Origin of the sequence: Pseudonocardia sp. CA-142604, assembly GCF_050948475.1 — a bacterium.
GTDB lineage: Bacteria > Actinomycetota > Actinomycetes > Mycobacteriales > Pseudonocardiaceae > Pseudonocardia > Pseudonocardia alaniniphila.
The window spans coordinates 4,567,467-4,583,030 of record NZ_CP192045.1 but is presented as its reverse complement, the minus strand read 5'-3'; the positions used below and the strand labels follow the sequence as shown (position 1 = coordinate 4,583,030).

Below are 15,564 nucleotides of genomic sequence, written 5' to 3'. Positions count from 1 at the left end.
GCCCGCTGCCTACTCTTCGCCGAAACGCACCATTCGATCACGTGTGCGGCCTTCTTGCCGGAAGGGAATCAGCGAATGACCCGTGGCGACGTTGTCCGAAAGTCGGCGAGATATGTCGATTCCGGCGCTTTCCTCGACGATCTGAGAAGACGGGTGGCGTTACCCACCGAAAGCCAGGACCACAACTCACTTCCGGTACTGCAGAGCTATCTCTCCGGGGAGATGTCGGCCGCTCTCGAACGGCTCGGAGCCGTCTGCTCGATCGTCGAGAACCCGGTGCCCGGAGGTGGTCCGTTCCTGATCGCCCACCGACACGAGGACGACTCGCTGCCTACCGTGCTGGTCTACGGCCACGGGGACGTCGTGCTCGGCCAGCCGGAGCGCTGGCGCAGCGGGCTCTCACCGTGGGAGATCGTCATCGAAGGCGATCGCTGGTACGGGCGGGGAACGGCTGACAACAAAGGCCAGCACACCATCAACATCGCCGCACTCGAACACGTCATGGCGGCCAGGGGCGGCCGGCTGGGATTCAACCTCAAAGTGCTGATCGAGACAGGCGAGGAGTCGGGCTCCCCCGGCCTTCGTGAGATGTGTGAGCAGCGGGCCGACGACCTCGCCGCCGATCTGCTGCTGGCCTCCGACGGTCCCCGGCTGGCGGCCGAGCGGCCCACGGTGTTCCTCGGTTCCCGGGGCCAGGTCGCGTTCACGCTCAGCCTGGATCTGCGCGAGGGCACCTACCACTCCGGCAACTGGGGTGGCCTGCTGCGCAACCCCGCCACGGTGCTGGCCAACGCACTGGCGAGCATGGTCGACGGCCGTGGCGTCATCGCCGTCCCCGAACTGCGTGCACCGGAGATCCCCGATGCCGTGCGCGCGGCGCTGGCGGACGTGTCGCCCGGCGGCGGCCCGACCGATCCGGACATCGACGACAGCTGGGGCGAACCTGGACTGACACCGGCCGAACGCGTGATGGGCGCCAACTCCCTCGAGGTGCTGGCGTTCGTCTCCGGAACGCCGGACGCGCCCGTCAACGCGATCCCGGCGACGGCACGGGCCCACTGCCAGCTGCGGTTCGTCGTGGGCACCCCGTGGCAGGAGCTGGAGCGGATCGTGCGCGAGCACCTCGACGCGCAGGGCTACCCGATGGTCCAGGTCCGGGTCGACAGCACCATGGCGGCCACCCGCCTCAGCCCCGACGACCCGTGGGTGCGGTGGGCCGTCGCCTCGATCGAGCAGAGCACCCAGAAGGTGCCCGTCATACTGCCCAACCTGGGCGGTTCGCTGCCGAACGACGTCTTCGCCGACGTCATCGGCATGCCCACGGTCTGGGTGCCGCACTCCTATCCCGCCTGCGCCCAGCACGGGCCCGACGAGCACCTGCTCGCATCCGTGGCCCGCGAGGGCATGCAGATGATGTGCGGACTCTTCTGGGATCTGGGCGAGCTGGGCAGCACCCGGCCCGGCGCCACCACGGCAGCGGAGTAGCGAGATGGCCACCTCCGCCGCAGCGAAGCAGCTGAGGCCGTACCAGATCATCGCCGCCGCCTGCGTGGGCAACGCGCTCGAGTGGTACGACATCGCCGTCTACAGCTTCTTCGCGAGCTACGTCGCCCAGGTCTTCTTCCCGACAGCCGACCCGGCGAGCTCGCTGCTCCTGGCGCTCGGAACGTTCGCGGCGTCCTTCCTGATCCGCCCGGTCGGCGCCATCGTCCTGGGCTCGTACGCCGACCGTGTGGGCCGCAAGCCCGCGTTGTCGCTCTCGATCGGGCTGATGGTGGTCGGCACGTTGCTGATCACCGTGATGCCGTCGTACGAGACCATCGGCATCATCGCTCCGATCGGGATCCTGGTCGCGCGGCTCATCCAGGGCTTCTCCGCCGGCGGCGAGTTCGGCAGTGCCACGGCCCTCATGGTCGAGCATCTTCCGCACCGCCGGGGCTACGCGGCGAGCTGGCAGTTCACCAGCCAGTCGATCTCCACCCTGCTCGCCGCGGCCCTGGGCACGTACCTGACCTCCACGCTGTCCGACGAGCAACTGCTGTCGTGGGGATTCCGCATCCCGTTCGCCGTGGGCCTCCTGGTCGGGCCCGTCGGCTACTACATCCGGCGGCACGTTCCCGAGGCTCCGGAGTTCGTCGACGCCACCGCCGACCGTGACAGCGGGTCACCGGGCGGCAAGGTACTGCGCGAACAGAAGGGCCGCGTACTGCTCACGATCGGCGTTCTCGCCGTGACGACCTGCCTCAACTACCTGATCAGCTACATGCCGACCTATGCGATCAGGACACTGGATCTGCCCGCCTCGACGGGCTTCGCCGCCACCCTCGTGAGCGGGATCGCCCTGCTGGTCGCCACCCCGCTCGCGGGTCACTGGTCGGACCGGCTCGGGCAGATCAGGCTCATGATCCCGGCGGCCGGCCTCATCCTGGTGCTGATCTACCCGCTCTTCGCGCTGCTGGTCGCCTTCCCCGGCCTCGGGATCATGCTCGTCATGATGGCCGTCCTCGGGGTGCTCAAGGGCACGTACTTCGGGCCCATAGGCGCGGTGATGGCGAACCTGTTCCCGCCGGAAACGCGGGCCACGGGTATGGCGGTCGGTTACAACATCGGCGTGGCCGTGTTCGGCGGGTTCACGCCGCTGATCGCCGCGTGGCTGATCAGCGCCACCGGCAACGATCTCTCCCCGAGCTTCTGGGTGATCCTCACGGCCGTGATCAGCCTGACCAGCATGGCGGTGATCTGGCGGAGGATCGGACTGAGGTGAGAGGGCGTCCGGTGATCAGAGCAGCGGCACGATGATCAGGCCCGCCCCGACCATCACGTCGAGCGCACCGCACCACTCCGCGAAGGACCGGGAGACGACCCGGTCCTTCGCCAGGTGCACCCAGTCCCACACGCCGTGGGCGAGCCATCCCGCGGCCACCAGATACCGCGCGAGATCGGGATCGACCGCCAGCCCGGCGAGGGCGAGCGCTCCGAACGCGGCCATGCCGACGAGCTGCAACCGGAAGTCCCGCTCGCGGTGGCGCCCGTGGCCGCTGCCCCAGATCACCACGGCAAGGGCGACGGCGAGGAGGACGACGAACGGCTCGACCCAGTTCTGCAGGCGCAGCGCGACCACCAACGCGCTGAGCACCGCGAGCACCGGCCAGGTCGCGCGGCGACGGCCCAGGGCCGCCACGATCACGTAGCCCAGCGGCAGGATCAGCAACGCCTCGGCGTAGGACCGCGCCGTGTCCTGCGTGACCGCGCCGATGAAGATGTCGACCCCGAGGCCGACTCCGAGGATCGTTGGCCAGCGCTTCGCGACTGCGGCCAGGGCGCCGCGGCCTGTCGTCCAGGGCCGGGCGGGGCGGGGAGTAGTGGTCATGAACCCAGGTTCTCGGCGACGCTGCGCACGCCACAGATGCGCGATGTCATCGTCCGCCCATGCGCTGCGCATGGTCCGGGCATGCACGCGGCGCGCGTCAGAGCCAGCCGTGCTCGCGCGCCTTCGCGATCGCCTCGGCGCGGCTGCCTGAGCCCAGCTTCGCGACGGCCGCAGCCAGGTAGTTGCGGGCCGTCCCGGGCGACAGGTGCGCCTGCCGGGCGATGGTGGCGACCGGGACACCGCCGTCGGCCAGGCGCAGCACGTCGAGCTCGCGGGGCGTGAGCGGACACTCCGGTGCCATCAACGCCTCGGCCGCCAGGGCGGGATCGACGTACCGCCCGCCTTCGTGAACGCGGCGGATCACCTCCGCAAGGACGGCGGCGGGCGACCCCTTCGGCACGAACCCGCGCGCTCCGCTCAGCAGTGCCCGCCGCAGCAGGGGCGGGCGACCGTGGCCGGTCAGGATCACCACGGCGCACGACTCGAGCGCCACGGCCACCTCGGCGGCGACCTCCAGGCCCGACAGTCCAGGCATCTGGAGGTCGACGACAGCGACGTCGGGCCGGTGGGCCAGCACCTTCTCGACGGCACCCCGGCCGTCGCCGGCCTGGGCCACCACCTCGATGTCGGGCTCGAGCTCCAGCAGCGCCGCCACCGCTCCCCGGATGAGCTCCTCGTCGTCGGCGAGGAGGACACGGATCATGCCGGCACCGGAACGGTCGCGGTGAGTGTGAACGTGCCGGGCCGGGCATCCGCGCTCACCGTGCCGCCGACCTCGGCGAGTCGGTCGGAGAGCCCGCGCAGGCCGTGGCTGTAGCGGTCGGGCGCGCGCTCGGCGACCCCGTCGTTGGTCACGACCATCCGTACCTCTCCGGGCGTCACATCCACGTCGATCGTGCAGTGCTGAGCGCGGCTGTGCCGCAGCATGTTCGTGGTCGCCTCGCGGAGGACCGGCACGAGGTGCGACGCCTCGCCGGGCAGATCGGAGCCGGGAAGGCGCACCACGCAGTGGACGCCTGCCGAGCGGAGCACGTGCTCGACCGCCGAGAGCTGGTCACGCAGATCGACCGCCCGGTACCCGTGCACCGCCTGCCTGACCTGCGCGAGAGCCGAGGCCGCAAGCCGCTGGATCTCCGCGGCCTGCTCACCGGTCCGTTCCGGGTCGACCGGCGCCAGCCGCTTGGCCAGCTCGGCCTTGAGCGCGATCACCGACAGGTCGTGGCCGAGCAGGTCGTGCACATCGCGGGCGAACCGCAGCCGCTCCTCGGCGGCTGCCAGCCGCGCCAGGGCGTCTCGCGCGTCGCGGGCCTGGACGACCAGCCGCCACAGCCCGATCTGGAGACCGTTGATCAGCGCGAGGCTCGTACCGATGCCGGCCGTGATGACGACGTACTCGACCACGCCGCCGCCGTTGGCCCAGGCGACGCCTGCCGACACCGCGACGGACAGCACGACCACGACGACCGCCGCCGGCATCCCGTGTGCCAGGAGGGGAATCGCGCCGACGACGGCGGCACCCAGCCAGGCCCAGCTCGCCCACGCGCCCGACTCCGCTCCCAGCGGCCCGACCAGCGGAACGGACGCCACGGACGCGGCGACGAACGCGATGGACGCCCGGCGACGGGTGCGGTCGGAGCGTCCTGGCCGGAACTCACTCCAGAGGGCCCACCCCAGGCCTGCGGTGAACACGGCGATTCCCGCCGCACCGAGGATCCGCCACGGGAGCCGCTGCTCCACTCCGAGCCCGATCGCCGGCATCGCAGCGCTCGAGACGAACATGATGGCCAGGGCCGTGAGCGTCACGAGCCGGGCACGTCGGTATCCCGCGTCGGCCCCGACCTCCGACCACGCGACCGGCGGAACAAGTCGGATGTCCGGGCGGGTGGCCTCGCCTGCAGCGGACCGCACCCGACCACCTCCCGCCGGCATCGTCGTCGGCCGAATCGTTGCATACCGGGGCAGGGTATGAACAGCGACCCCGCTCCGGGACGCCCGTGGTCAGCGCACCGGGGTGAGCCGGAAACCGTCGTAGCCCGCCGCGGCCACCTCCTCACAGTGGCGGGCGTAGGCGGCGAGCCCACCGGCGTAGGGCATGAACACCCGCGGCTTCCCGGGAACGTTGGCGCCCAGGTACCAGGAGCTCTCCGCCATCGGCAGCAGCGTGCGGTGCGCCGCCTCGTTGACCTGCACGCCCCAGGCGTCCGCGGCATCGTCGGTGGTCTCGATCCGCGCCGACCCGCTCGAGCGCAGGTGACGCAGACACGCAGCGATCCAGTCGACATGCTGCTCGATCGCGGTCGGCATGTTCGTCAGCACCGACGGGCTGCCCGGGCCGGTGATCGTGAACAGGTTCGGGAAACCAGGAACCTGCAACCCGAGGTAGGTGCGCGGCCCCTGCGCCCAGACATCGCGCAGCGCCCGCCCGCCGCCTCCGCGGATGTCGATGTTCAGCAAGGGGCCGGTCAGCGCATCGAAGCCGGTGGCGAACACGAGACAGTCCAGCGGGTACTCCCCCGCCGACGTACGCAGCCCGGCCGGTGTGGCCTCGACGATCGGCGACTCCCGCACGTCGACGAGCGTGACGTTGTCGCGGTTGTAGGTCTCGAAGTAGCGGGTGTCGATCGGCGGGCGCTTGGTGGCGAAGGGATGATCCCGCGGCATCAGCTTCTCCGCGGTGGCCGGATCACGCACCGTCTCACGGATCTTGGTGCGAATGAACTCCGCCGCCGTGTCGTTGGCGTCCTTGTCGGTCAGCAGGTCGGCGAACGCGGCCCGGAACCGCAGCCCGCCACGACCCCACAGCCGTTCGTAGATCGCGGTGCGCTCCTGCGCCGAGACCGAGAACGCCGGCCGGTCACTCACATGGAACGGATGCCCGTTGATCGTCGCGCGCTGGGTGTCGCGGATCTCGGCGTAGTTCTGCCTGACCTCCCGCTGGAACGCCGCATCCATCGGCCCGTTACGCGCAGGGATGCTGTAGTTCGCGGTGCGCTGGAACACCGTCAGATGCGCCGCCTGCTCCGCGATCACAGGAATCGCCTGGATACCCGTCGAACCCGTGCCCACCACACCCACACGCAAGCCGCTGAAGTCGACACCCTCGTGCGGCCACCGGCCGGTGTGAAACCACCTGCCCCCGAACGTCTCCAACGCCGGTATTCGAGGAATGTTCGCCGAGGACAGACACCCCACCGCCGTCACGAGGAACCGCGCCGCGAAGCGCTCGCCGGCGTCGGTCGACACCGTCCACGTACCGGCGTCCTCGTCGAACACCGCCTCCACGACACGCCTGCCCAACCTGATGGAACGCCGCAGGTCGAACCGATCGGCGACATGGTCCAGATATCTCAGGATCTCCGACTGCTCGGCATACCGCTCGGTCCACTCCCATTCTTGCTGCAGCGCCTCGTCGAACGAATAGGAGTAGTAGTAGCTCTCCGAGTCACACCGCGCACCCGGGTAGCGATTCCAGTACCAGGTGCCGCCGACCCCGTCGCCCGCCTCCAGCACGGTCGCCGAGAACCCGAGGCCACGCAGGCGGTGGAGCATGTAGAGGCCGGCGAAGCCCGCCCCCACTACGAGCACGTCGGTGGTTTCCGTGCTCTCCTGAGCAATAGTCATGGTCCCTCCTGCTGCCTACTCTGATCGTCGAAGCCCGGTAACGCACGCGATGGGGGACGACGTGGCGCTCGATCCACAGTTCCGCGACGTGATCGACCGTCTGACCAGTGCCCGGGCGTTGCCGCTGGTCCGCGGGACGGCCGAGGAGACCCGGGACCACTACCGCTCTCTCGCGATGGCCCGCCGGGGCGAGGGCTACGCACCGGAGCCGGTGGCCGAGGTCACGGACCGCACCGTCGACGGCCCGGCCTGTCCCGTTCCGGTGCGGATCTACACGCCGCTCGACGATCGCGGGCGAGTCGTCACCTACCTGCACGGCGGCGGGTGGGTGGTCGGCGACCTCGACACCCACGACCCGGTCTGCCGGCGGGTGGCCAACGCGCTCGGGGCAGTCGTCGTCTCGGTCGACTACCGGTTGGCGCCGGAGCATCCGCATCCGGCCCCGCTCGACGACGCGATGGCGGCGGTGGAGTGGGTAGCGGGCGCCTTTCCCGGCCGCCCGCACGTCGTCGCAGGCGACAGCGCGGGGGCCGGCATCGCCGCGGGCGCCGCGCTGCGGGCACGCGACGGGGCCGGCCCGGCGCTGGCAGCGCAGCTGCTCGTCTACCCCGCCACCGACCCGGCGATGGATCTGCCCTCCACCCACGACAACGGCAACGGGTACTTCCTCACCCGCGCCGACATGGAGTGGTTCTACGACCAGTACGTCCCCGAGCCCGGCACGCGCGCGGCACCCGAGATCGACCTCGCGCACGCCGACCTGACCGGGCTGCCGCCTGCCGTCGTCGCCACGGCCGAGTTCGACCCGCTGCGCGACGAGGGCGATGCCTACGCCGAGCGCCTGCGTGCCGCCGGCGTCACCGTGCGGCACCTGCCCGGTCCGGGGTTGATCCACGGCTACTTCGCCTTCCTCGGTGTGGTGGACGCGGCGGATGCGCGCAGCCGCGAGGTGCTCGGCGCGCTCGACGACCTGCTGCCCGGACGGCGCGCCGCCAGAATGAGCAGGTGACGACGGCAGGCGGGGCCGGTGGGGTCGCAGCGCGCTCGCGCGCGGAGCATGCGCGCCGCGTCGCCGACGTGCTTCGCCAGCAGATCACCGGCGGACGGTTCGGCCACGGGCTCCTTCCCGACGAACGCACACTCGGCATGGAGCTCGCGGCGTCCCGCAACGTCATCCGCGAGGCGCTGGGGCTGCTGCGATCCGAGGGGCTGATCACGCGCCGCCAGGGCGTCGGAACGATCGTGGTGATGCCGAAGTACGGCCACGGCCTCGACCGCCTCGCCGGTCTCGCGGAGGCCCTCACCGGGTACGGGCCGGTGACCAACGAGGTCCGCGCCGCCCGCACCATCTCGAACCCGCCCGCTGCCGTGGCCGAGCGGCTCGAGCTGGAGCCCGGCACCGACGTGGTGTACATCGAGCGGCTGCGCAGGCTCGGCGGGCTGCCGCTCTCGCTGGACACGACCTATCTGGCCCCCGACATCGGCACGAACCTGCTCGGTCACGACCTCGCGGGCCGTGACCTGTTCGCGCTGATCGAGGAGACCACCGGACGTCAGCTCGGGCAGGCGGAGGTGTCGGTGCACGCGGTGAACGCCGGCCCCGACACGGCGGGGCTCCTGCAGATCGATCCCGGCGCCGCGGTGTTCGCGATCGAGCGGCTCACCCGCCTCGCCGACGGCAGGCCCGTCGATGCCGAGTCCGTGCACATCCGTGCCGACCGGCTCATGCTCCAGGCGACGCTGCACCGCTCGGCCCCGGACTGAAGCCCGGGGTGGCGGATCTCGCGCTGGGCGGGCAATCGCCGCAGCTCACGGGTTTCCGCTGGTAGAGAGGGTGGCGTAACTTCGCCGAAACATTCGAGCGCCTAGAGTCGGCACTCAGAGCTATCGCTTCCCGGGCATCCCGAACCGGCCGGTCGGCCGGGCCGCCCCGGCACGGGCGTGGGCACACCGAGGAGGTTCATCTGTGGGTATCGCCGTGCCCGATGCCGGCCTCGCCACTCGTCGCACCTGGCCTCTCAGCGCAGCGATGTGCATGTGCGTGGCATTGGTGGTCGGCATGGTGTCGGCGATCAATCTCGCCATCCCGTCGCTGGCCGCGAGCGAGCTGCGCCCGGGCGCCACCGAACTGCTGTGGGTCGTCGACGGCTATGTCGTCGTCTTCGCCTGTCTCCTCGTCCCGGCCGGTGCCGCCGCCGACCGCTTCGGACGGAAGGGCACCTTGCTGTGCGGGATGGCGATCTTCGCGGGAGGCACCGCCGTCTGCGCGGTCGCTCCCACCGTCGCCGTGCTCATCTGCGGCCGCGTGATCGCCGGGATCGGCGCGGCGGCCACTCTTCCGACCACGCTGGCGCTGCTGGTCGGCTCCGTGGACGCCGGGCAGCGGACGCGGCAGATCGCCGTGTGGGCCTCGATGACCGGGGTGGCCGCCGTGCTGGGCAACGTGGGCGGCGGGGCGGCCGTGCAGTACGGGTCCTGGCGCGCGCTGTTCGCCGCCGTCGTCCCGCTGGCCCTCGTCGCGCTCGCCGCGGCCGCCCGTGTCGCCCCACGCCAACCGCACCACCGCCGGAGGATCTCGGTCCGCAGCAGCCTGCTGTTCACGGGCGGCTGCGTCGCGCTGCTGTACGGGCTCGCATCCGTGGCGGCCTCCGGCGTGGCGTCGGCCGAGGTGCTCGCCGGGCTCGGCGCCGCCGCGCTGCTCCTCGGCATCTGGACCGTTCGCGAACGACGTGCCGAGCATCCGCTCCTGGACCCGCGCCTGTTCGCGATCCCCGCCGTGCGTGCCGGCACGCTCGGGATGGCGGTGGTGTTCGTCGGCATGTTCGGGCTGATGTACGTCAACGGCCAGTACCTGCAGTACGCCAAGGGCTACTCGGTGCTCGACGCCGGCCTACGCCTGCTGCCCATGGCCGCCGCGCTCTGGATCGCCCCGCGCGCCACCCTGCCCGTGTTCCGCCGGCTCGGATCCCCGGCGACGGTGGGGCTCGGCCTGACCACGCTCGTCGCCGGGCTCATCGGCGCGTCGTTCGTCGGCCCGGGCACGCCCTACCCGTGGTACGCCGTGTGCATCGTGCTCATCGCCGGCGGCTGCGGCACCGCGACCCCACCGCTGTCGGGCGGGATCATGGCCGCGCTCCCGCCGGATCGCGCCGGCACCGGGTCGGGCCTGCAGAGCGTGGCCCGCGAGCTCGGAAGTGCCCTCGGCGTCGCCGTCGTCGGCAGCGTGCTCAACGCCCGCTTCACCGCGCTGCTGCCGCCCGCACTCCGTACGCCGGACGCCCCGTCCACTGTCGCCGCGGCCCATCAGCGCACCACCGACGCCGCCGTGCTGCACGACGTCGCCGCCGCGTTCACCACGGCCATGAGCACGGGTCTGCGCACCGCCGCTGCGATCGTCGTCGTTCTCGGGATCGCCGTGGTCGCCTGGCTCCCGCGGACGGCCGTTGACAACGGCGAAGCAGCGCGACTAAGAGTGGGCTGATCATTCCAGAATCTCACGAGGTGGCAACCGCATGACGAGCACGATCGAGAACCTCAGCCCTACCGGCCCCTACCTCGGCTGATCGTGTACCGGACGATCGCGGACCTGCCACCGGGCATCAGCACGCGCTATCCGTACCGATCGCAGTTCGTGTCGGTGAACGGGTGGCGAATGCACTACATCGACGAAGGCCCCGCGGACGCGCCCCCGGTGCTGTTGCTGCACGGCAACCCCACGTGGGGATTCCTGTGGCGTGACGTCATCAGGCCGTTGCTCACCGCCGGTCACCGAGTGGTCGTACCCGATCAGATCGGGTTCGGACTGTCCGAGAAGCCACGAGCCCACGGTGTGCACACCCTCGACAACCACACCGCCAACCTCGTCGCCCTTCTCGATGTCCTCGACCTGCAGAACGTGACTTTCGTCTGCCACGACTGGGGCGGACCGACCGGCCTCGGAGCCCTGCTGACCCGGCCGGACCGGGCAGCCGCCGTCGCAGTGATGTCGACGTGGGCCTGGATCTCGCCTGCCTCCTCGTTCCACCGGAGCGTCCTTCCGTGGCGGCTCATGCACGCCCCGCTGGTCGGGCCCTACCTGCTCGGCACCCACGCAGCGATGCCCGGCCGAGGGATGTATCTGTCGGTCGTCGACCGTCGGCGCTTCGCCGCGCAGTCCATGGCCGGTTACACCGGCGTCCTCCGGGATCCCGACGATCGAATCCTCACCTGGACCTGGCCGCGGTCCATCCCCCTCGACCGCTCGACCGACATCACCACCGACCGGTTCGCCTGGCTGGAAGCCGGTGTACGCGCCCTGCGGTTGCCGGCCACCGTGATCTGGGGCCGGGAGGACGACGTCTTCGCCCCGGACGTCTTCGCCGCCAACTGGCACGACGTCTGGCCGCACGCCGAAGGAACACACCTGGTCACAGGGCGGCACTTCCTCCAGGAGGACTCCGGCACCGAGATCGGCAGGTTGCTGGCCGACTTCACCGGCCGCGCCATCCCCGGAGGCGCGAGGTGACCCGAGTCCCGATCATCATGGCCGCCGCCGAGCGCCCGATCGGCCATCGATCCGTGCCCCTGCTCGTCGAACCGTCGCTCGGCCACTATCCGGAGTTCCGCTCGTTCCTCGCCACGGCCTTCGGCCTCGACGCCCCGGAACCGGGAGAGCCTGGCCTGCTGAACGTCGAGGGCAGGACCTACGAGCTCGTGTTCGTCGCTCGCTCGGGACAGCGGTTCCCGGCAGGCGTGGAGATCAACGCCCTCGTCGCCGGGCTGGCGCCCCTGGACGAGTCGGCCGCTGACGCCGATCTCTGGGCCATCTTGCAGTGGCTGGTCGAAGGCGCAGGTGGTGAGTGGAGTGCCGACGCGCTCGTCACCACGGGCGAGATCTACCGCATCCCTGCGGTACGGCCGCGGCAGCCAGGCCCGCCGGCCGGGGACGCACGGCGGGAGACGCTGGTGTTCGACCTGTACGGGACCCTGGTCGATCCCCTGTCGGTTTCCGACGAGTTGGCACGGACGCTCCCCCGCGGCGATGCGCAGCGCGTTGCCGTCGAATGGCGGCGCAAGCAGATCGAGTACTCGTTCCGGCTGACGGTGATGGGACGCTACGAGCACTTCGCCTGGATCACCGAACGCGCGCTCGAGTTCGCGCTCGCCGAGTGCGGCTGCACACTTCCGCCGGGCGCCCGCTCGGCGGTGATGGCCCACTACTCCGCACTACAGCCGTTCGCCGACGTCGTGCCCGGCCTGGAGATGCTGTCGGAGGCGGGCTACCCGACCGTCCTGTTGTCGAACGGCGACCCGGCCATGCTGCGAGAGTGCCTGGAGAACAGCGGACTGCAGCGGTACTTCCCCTCGGTCATCAGCGTCGACGCCGTCCGCGCTTTCAAACCCCACCCCGCGGTCTACCGCTGCGCGGCAGACACGATCGATCGTCCGATCGGCGAGACCCGGATCGTCTCCTGCAACCCCTTCGACGTCGTCGGGGCTGCAACCGCGGGCATGCGGACGGCGTGGATCAACCGCGCGGGCGGCCCGTTCGACACGATCGGCGATCCGCCCGGCGTCACCGTCGGCTCGCTCACCGAACTGGCTTCCGCGCTCAGCATGATCGAGATGTGAGCACGGACCCCGGTCAGGGGCGCGGGATGGAGCGCAGGTTGCTGCGGGCGAGCTCGACCATCTTGCCGACGCCGCCGTCGAGGACGGTGCGGGTGGCGGCCAGTGCGAACCCGCGGACCTGACCCGCGGTGATGTGAGGTGGGATGGACAGGGCGTTGGGGTCGGTACGCACGTCGAGCAGGTAGGGCCCAGGCGTGTGGAGAGCGTTCCGCAGCGCCTTGGGCAGCTCGGCGGGATCGTCGACGGCGCCGGCCGGCACACCGCAGGCGCGCGCCACGCCGGCCAGGTCGGCCACCCCGTGGTCGGTCTCGAAGAACGGGTAGCCGGCCACCATCATCTCCAGGCGGATCATGCCCAGCGATCCGTTGTTGAAGACCACGATCGTGATCGGGAGGTCGTGCTCGGCCACGGTGAGCAGCTCACCCAGCAGCATGGTCAGCCCGCCGTCGCCCGACATCGACACCACTTGGCGCCCGGGCTCGGCGTACGCGGCGCCGATGGCGTGCGGGAGCGCGTTGGCCATCGTGCCGTGGCGGAACGAGCCGATGATCCGCCGCCGCCCCGTCGGGGTGATGTAGCGGGCGGCCCAGACGTTGCACATGCCGGTATCGACGGTGACGATCGCGTCGTCGTCCATCGCCTCGTCCAGCAACGCTGCGACGTACTCCGGATGGATCGGGCGCATCCGCTCGACCTTGGTGGTGTAGGCCGCGACGACCTTCTCCAGCTGCTCGGCATGACGGCGGAGCATCCGGTCCAGGAACCGCCGGTCGGTCTTCTGCGTGACCAACGGCAGCACCGCGCGCAGCGTGGCCGCCACGTCGCCGTGCACTCCGAGATCGAGGCGCGTGCGGCGACCCAGGTGAGCGGCCTCCCGGTCGACCTGCACGGTGTGCGCCTGAGGCAGGAAGGTGTCGTAGGGAAAGTCCGTGCCGAGCAGGATCAGCAGGTCGGACTCGTGGGTGGCCTCGTAGCAGGCGCCGTAGCCGAGCAGCCCGCTCATCCCCACGTCGTAGGGGTTGTCGTACTGGATCCACTCCTTGCCGCCCAGCGAGTGCCCGATCGGCGAGTGGACCCGCGAGGCCAGTTCGAGCACCTCCGCACGAGCGTCCCGGACCCCGGCGCCGACGAAGAGCGTGACGGCGTCGGCGGCGTTGATCTTCTCGGCCAACGCCCGCACCTGCTCGGGATCCGGCTGTGCCACGGCCCGCGGCGTGACGAGGTCGCTGTGCCCGGTCGGGTGCGGCGCCGGCTCGCCGCCGAGGTCACCGGGCAGCACCAGAACGCCGACACCCCGGCGGGCCAGCGCCGTCTGCATCGCGATGCGTTGCAGGCGCGGCAGCTGCTCGGGGCGCGAGATCAGCTCGCAGTACACGCTGCACTCGACGAACAACTGCTGCGGATGGGTCTCCTGGAAGTAGTTCGTGCCGATCTCCGTGGACGGGATGTGCGAGGCGATCGCCAGCACCGGGGCGCCGCTGCGCGACGCGTCGTACAGGCCCTGCACCAGATGGGTGTTGCCCGGACCGCAGCTGCCCGCGCAGACCGCCAGCTTCCCCGTGAGCTGGGCCTCGGAGGCTGCGGCGAGCGCCGCGGCCTCCTCGTTGTGCACGTGCACCCACTCCATGTCCGGATGACGCCGGACCGCGTCCGCCACCGGGTTCAGGCTGTCCCCCACCAGCCCGTAGATGCGGTGTACTCCCGCCTGGACGAGGATCTCGATCATCTGATCGGCAACCGTGGCAGCCATGGCTTCTCCTTGGGGCAGGGGCTCTACAGCTAATTGTCCGAGCCAGGGCCGATCGCCATTCCCGAGACGACGTCCCTCATGCGGTGTCGCGCACCCGAAGCCGGTGCGGGAGCACCTCCTCGACCGGCGGCCCGGAGTCGCCGTCGATCCGCCGGAGCAGCAGCTGCACGCCACGTCGCCCCATCTGCTCCCGCGGCACACTCACCGTGGTCAGCTGCAGTGGCCCCACGCTGGCGAAGCTCATGTCGTCGATACCGGTGACGGCGACGTCCTCGGGCACCGCGCGGCCGGCATCGCGGCAGGCGTCGAGCACGCCGAGCGCGATCAGATCGTTGCCGCACGCCACGGCATCGACCCGGGTGTCGCCGGCGAACAGCTCGTGCGCCCGCTCGTAGCCCGAGCGACGGCTGATACCACCCCAGAGCCCCTGATCGAGGTTCGCGGGTTGCAGGCCCGCAGCGCGCAGCGCGTCGACGAAGCCGGCGGCGCGAGCCGTCGACGCATAGGACGAGCGCTGCCCGCCGAGTACCACGATGTGGCGGCGCCCGGTCGCGATCAGGTGGTTCATGACGTCCCCCGCGGCGGCGTGGTCGTCGATGCCCACCCAGTCCGACGGCTCACCGGGCACCCTGCGGTAGAGCTGCACCACCGGAACGTGCGTGCGGCGCAGCTCCTCCAGCAGCGGCCGGTCGCTCGCCAGCAGCGAGGTGAGCATCAAGCCGCTGGTGTACCGGTCGATGTGCGCACGCGCCACCGCGGCCAGCCGGGCAGCTTCGCGCTCGCCGTCATCGTCCCCGTCGGTGTCCTGCCCGAGCCCGACGTGCGAGATCAGCACCTCGTAGCCCTCGTCCCCCGCAGCGGCCACCGCGGAGGCCGCGATCTCCGTGTAGAAGGGGTTGCTGATGTCCGCGAGCAGCAGGCCGATGCTGCGGGCGCGGCCTGTCTTCAGGCCCTGGGCCACGAGGCTCGGCCGGTAACCCAGCTCGTTCGCGATCGCCCGGATCCGCTCGCGCAGCTCGTCGCTCACTCCTGGCGCCCCGGTCAGGGCGTAGGACACCGAGGCGGACGACACGCCGGCCACGCGCGCGACGTCGTTCATCGTGGTGCGGCGAGCCCGCTCCCGGCGTTCGACCATGTCACAAGCGTAGAAGACCTCGATCCCCCCGGACCGGGCCCGACGCGCCCTCCGGCACTGCGGCCGCGGCGGGACCCT

Annotated in this window: 13 protein-coding genes; 7 read left to right on the top strand and 6 right to left on the bottom strand. The window is 71.0% G+C overall.

Annotated elements, in window-relative coordinates; translation table 11 throughout:
* Positions 1-75: 75 nt before the first annotated feature.
* Together ACQPZQ_RS20680 and ACQPZQ_RS20675 are read left to right on the top strand one after the other, a co-directional pair.
* Positions 76-1,485: a M20 family metallopeptidase gene (locus ACQPZQ_RS20680; RefSeq protein ID WP_433298307.1), complete on the top strand. Its 1,410-nt coding sequence runs from the start codon at positions 76-78 to the stop codon at positions 1,483-1,485.
* Positions 1,486-1,489: 4 nt separating this feature from the next.
* Entirely contained in the window at positions 1,490-2,764 is a 1,275-nt protein-coding gene (locus ACQPZQ_RS20675) for an MFS transporter (RefSeq protein WP_433298305.1), read from the top strand.
* A gap of 15 nt (positions 2,765-2,779) precedes the next feature.
* Here the strand turns inward: ACQPZQ_RS20675 and ACQPZQ_RS20670 are convergent, their stop codons facing one another.
* From ACQPZQ_RS20670 to ACQPZQ_RS20655, 4 genes are all read right to left on the bottom strand, one after another.
* Entirely contained in the window at positions 2,780-3,370 is a 591-nt protein-coding gene (locus ACQPZQ_RS20670) for a hypothetical protein (RefSeq protein ID WP_433298303.1), read from the bottom strand.
* Between the two features lie 97 nt (positions 3,371-3,467).
* Positions 3,468-4,073 (bottom strand): response regulator transcription factor, encoded by a 606-nt coding sequence (locus ACQPZQ_RS20665; protein ID WP_433298301.1) that lies wholly within the window; start codon positions 4,071-4,073, stop codon positions 3,468-3,470.
* Positions 4,070-5,278 carry a sensor histidine kinase gene (locus ACQPZQ_RS20660; RefSeq protein WP_433298299.1) on the bottom strand — a complete coding sequence of 403 codons (1,209 nt, stop codon included), beginning with the start codon at positions 5,276-5,278 and terminating at the stop codon, positions 4,070-4,072. Before ACQPZQ_RS20660 ends, ACQPZQ_RS20665 begins: the two co-directional genes overlap by 4 nt.
* Positions 5,279-5,368: 90 nt before the next feature.
* Positions 5,369-6,991 (bottom strand): flavin-containing monooxygenase, encoded by a 1,623-nt coding sequence (locus ACQPZQ_RS20655; RefSeq protein WP_433298297.1) that lies wholly within the window; start codon positions 6,989-6,991, stop codon positions 5,369-5,371.
* Between the two features lie 49 nt (positions 6,992-7,040).
* Between ACQPZQ_RS20655 and ACQPZQ_RS20650 the strand changes: the two genes are divergently transcribed.
* From ACQPZQ_RS20650 to ACQPZQ_RS20630, 5 genes are all read left to right on the top strand, one after another.
* A complete protein-coding gene (locus ACQPZQ_RS20650) occupies positions 7,041-8,000 on the top strand; it encodes an alpha/beta hydrolase (RefSeq protein WP_433298295.1) in 960 nt (319 codons plus the stop codon).
* Positions 7,997-8,755: a GntR family transcriptional regulator gene (locus ACQPZQ_RS20645; RefSeq protein WP_433298293.1), complete on the top strand. Its 759-nt coding sequence runs from the start codon at positions 7,997-7,999 to the stop codon at positions 8,753-8,755. The genes ACQPZQ_RS20650 and ACQPZQ_RS20645 overlap by 4 nt, the downstream gene beginning before the upstream one ends.
* A gap of 202 nt (positions 8,756-8,957) precedes the next feature.
* Positions 8,958-10,472, top strand: a complete 1,515-nt coding sequence (locus ACQPZQ_RS20640) for an MFS transporter (RefSeq protein WP_433298291.1) — start codon at positions 8,958-8,960, stop codon at positions 10,470-10,472.
* An 84-nt stretch (positions 10,473-10,556) separates the two neighbouring features.
* Complete coding sequence (locus ACQPZQ_RS20635; protein WP_433298289.1) at positions 10,557-11,495, top strand: alpha/beta fold hydrolase; 939 nt, start codon at positions 10,557-10,559, stop codon at positions 11,493-11,495.
* Positions 11,492-12,601 carry a haloacid dehalogenase type II gene (locus ACQPZQ_RS20630; protein WP_433298287.1) on the top strand — a complete coding sequence of 370 codons (1,110 nt, stop codon included), beginning with the start codon at positions 11,492-11,494 and terminating at the stop codon, positions 12,599-12,601. The genes ACQPZQ_RS20635 and ACQPZQ_RS20630 overlap by 4 nt, the downstream gene beginning before the upstream one ends.
* Before the next feature lie 13 nt (positions 12,602-12,614).
* Here ACQPZQ_RS20630 and ACQPZQ_RS20625 read toward each other — a convergent pair whose 3' ends face one another.
* Both ACQPZQ_RS20625 and ACQPZQ_RS20620 read right to left on the bottom strand, forming a co-directional pair.
* Positions 12,615-14,351 carry a pyruvate dehydrogenase gene (locus ACQPZQ_RS20625; protein ID WP_433298285.1) on the bottom strand — a complete coding sequence of 579 codons (1,737 nt, stop codon included), beginning with the start codon at positions 14,349-14,351 and terminating at the stop codon, positions 12,615-12,617.
* 76 nt (positions 14,352-14,427) lie between these two features.
* Complete coding sequence (locus ACQPZQ_RS20620; RefSeq protein WP_433298283.1) at positions 14,428-15,486, bottom strand: LacI family DNA-binding transcriptional regulator; 1,059 nt, start codon at positions 15,484-15,486, stop codon at positions 14,428-14,430.
* Between the last annotated feature and the right edge of the window lie 78 nt (positions 15,487-15,564).

Coding starts and splice junctions, on each gene's coding strand:
- ACQPZQ_RS20680 (WP_433298307.1), top strand. CDS start 76: ATGACCCGTGGCGACGTTGTCCGAAAGTCGGCGAGATATGTCGATTCC.
- ACQPZQ_RS20675 (WP_433298305.1), top strand. CDS start 1,490: ATGGCCACCTCCGCCGCAGCGAAGCAGCTGAGGCCGTACCAGATCATC.
- ACQPZQ_RS20670 (WP_433298303.1), bottom strand. CDS start 3,370: ATGACCACTACTCCCCGCCCCGCCCGGCCCTGGACGACAGGCCGCGGC.
- ACQPZQ_RS20665 (WP_433298301.1), bottom strand. CDS start 4,073: ATGATCCGTGTCCTCCTCGCCGACGACGAGGAGCTCATCCGGGGAGCG.
- ACQPZQ_RS20655 (WP_433298297.1), bottom strand. CDS start 6,991: ATGACTATTGCTCAGGAGAGCACGGAAACCACCGACGTGCTCGTAGTG.
- ACQPZQ_RS20650 (WP_433298295.1), top strand. CDS start 7,041: ATGGGGGACGACGTGGCGCTCGATCCACAGTTCCGCGACGTGATCGAC.
- ACQPZQ_RS20625 (WP_433298285.1), bottom strand. CDS start 14,351: ATGGCTGCCACGGTTGCCGATCAGATGATCGAGATCCTCGTCCAGGCG.
- ACQPZQ_RS20620 (WP_433298283.1), bottom strand. CDS start 15,486: ATGGTCGAACGCCGGGAGCGGGCTCGCCGCACCACGATGAACGACGTC.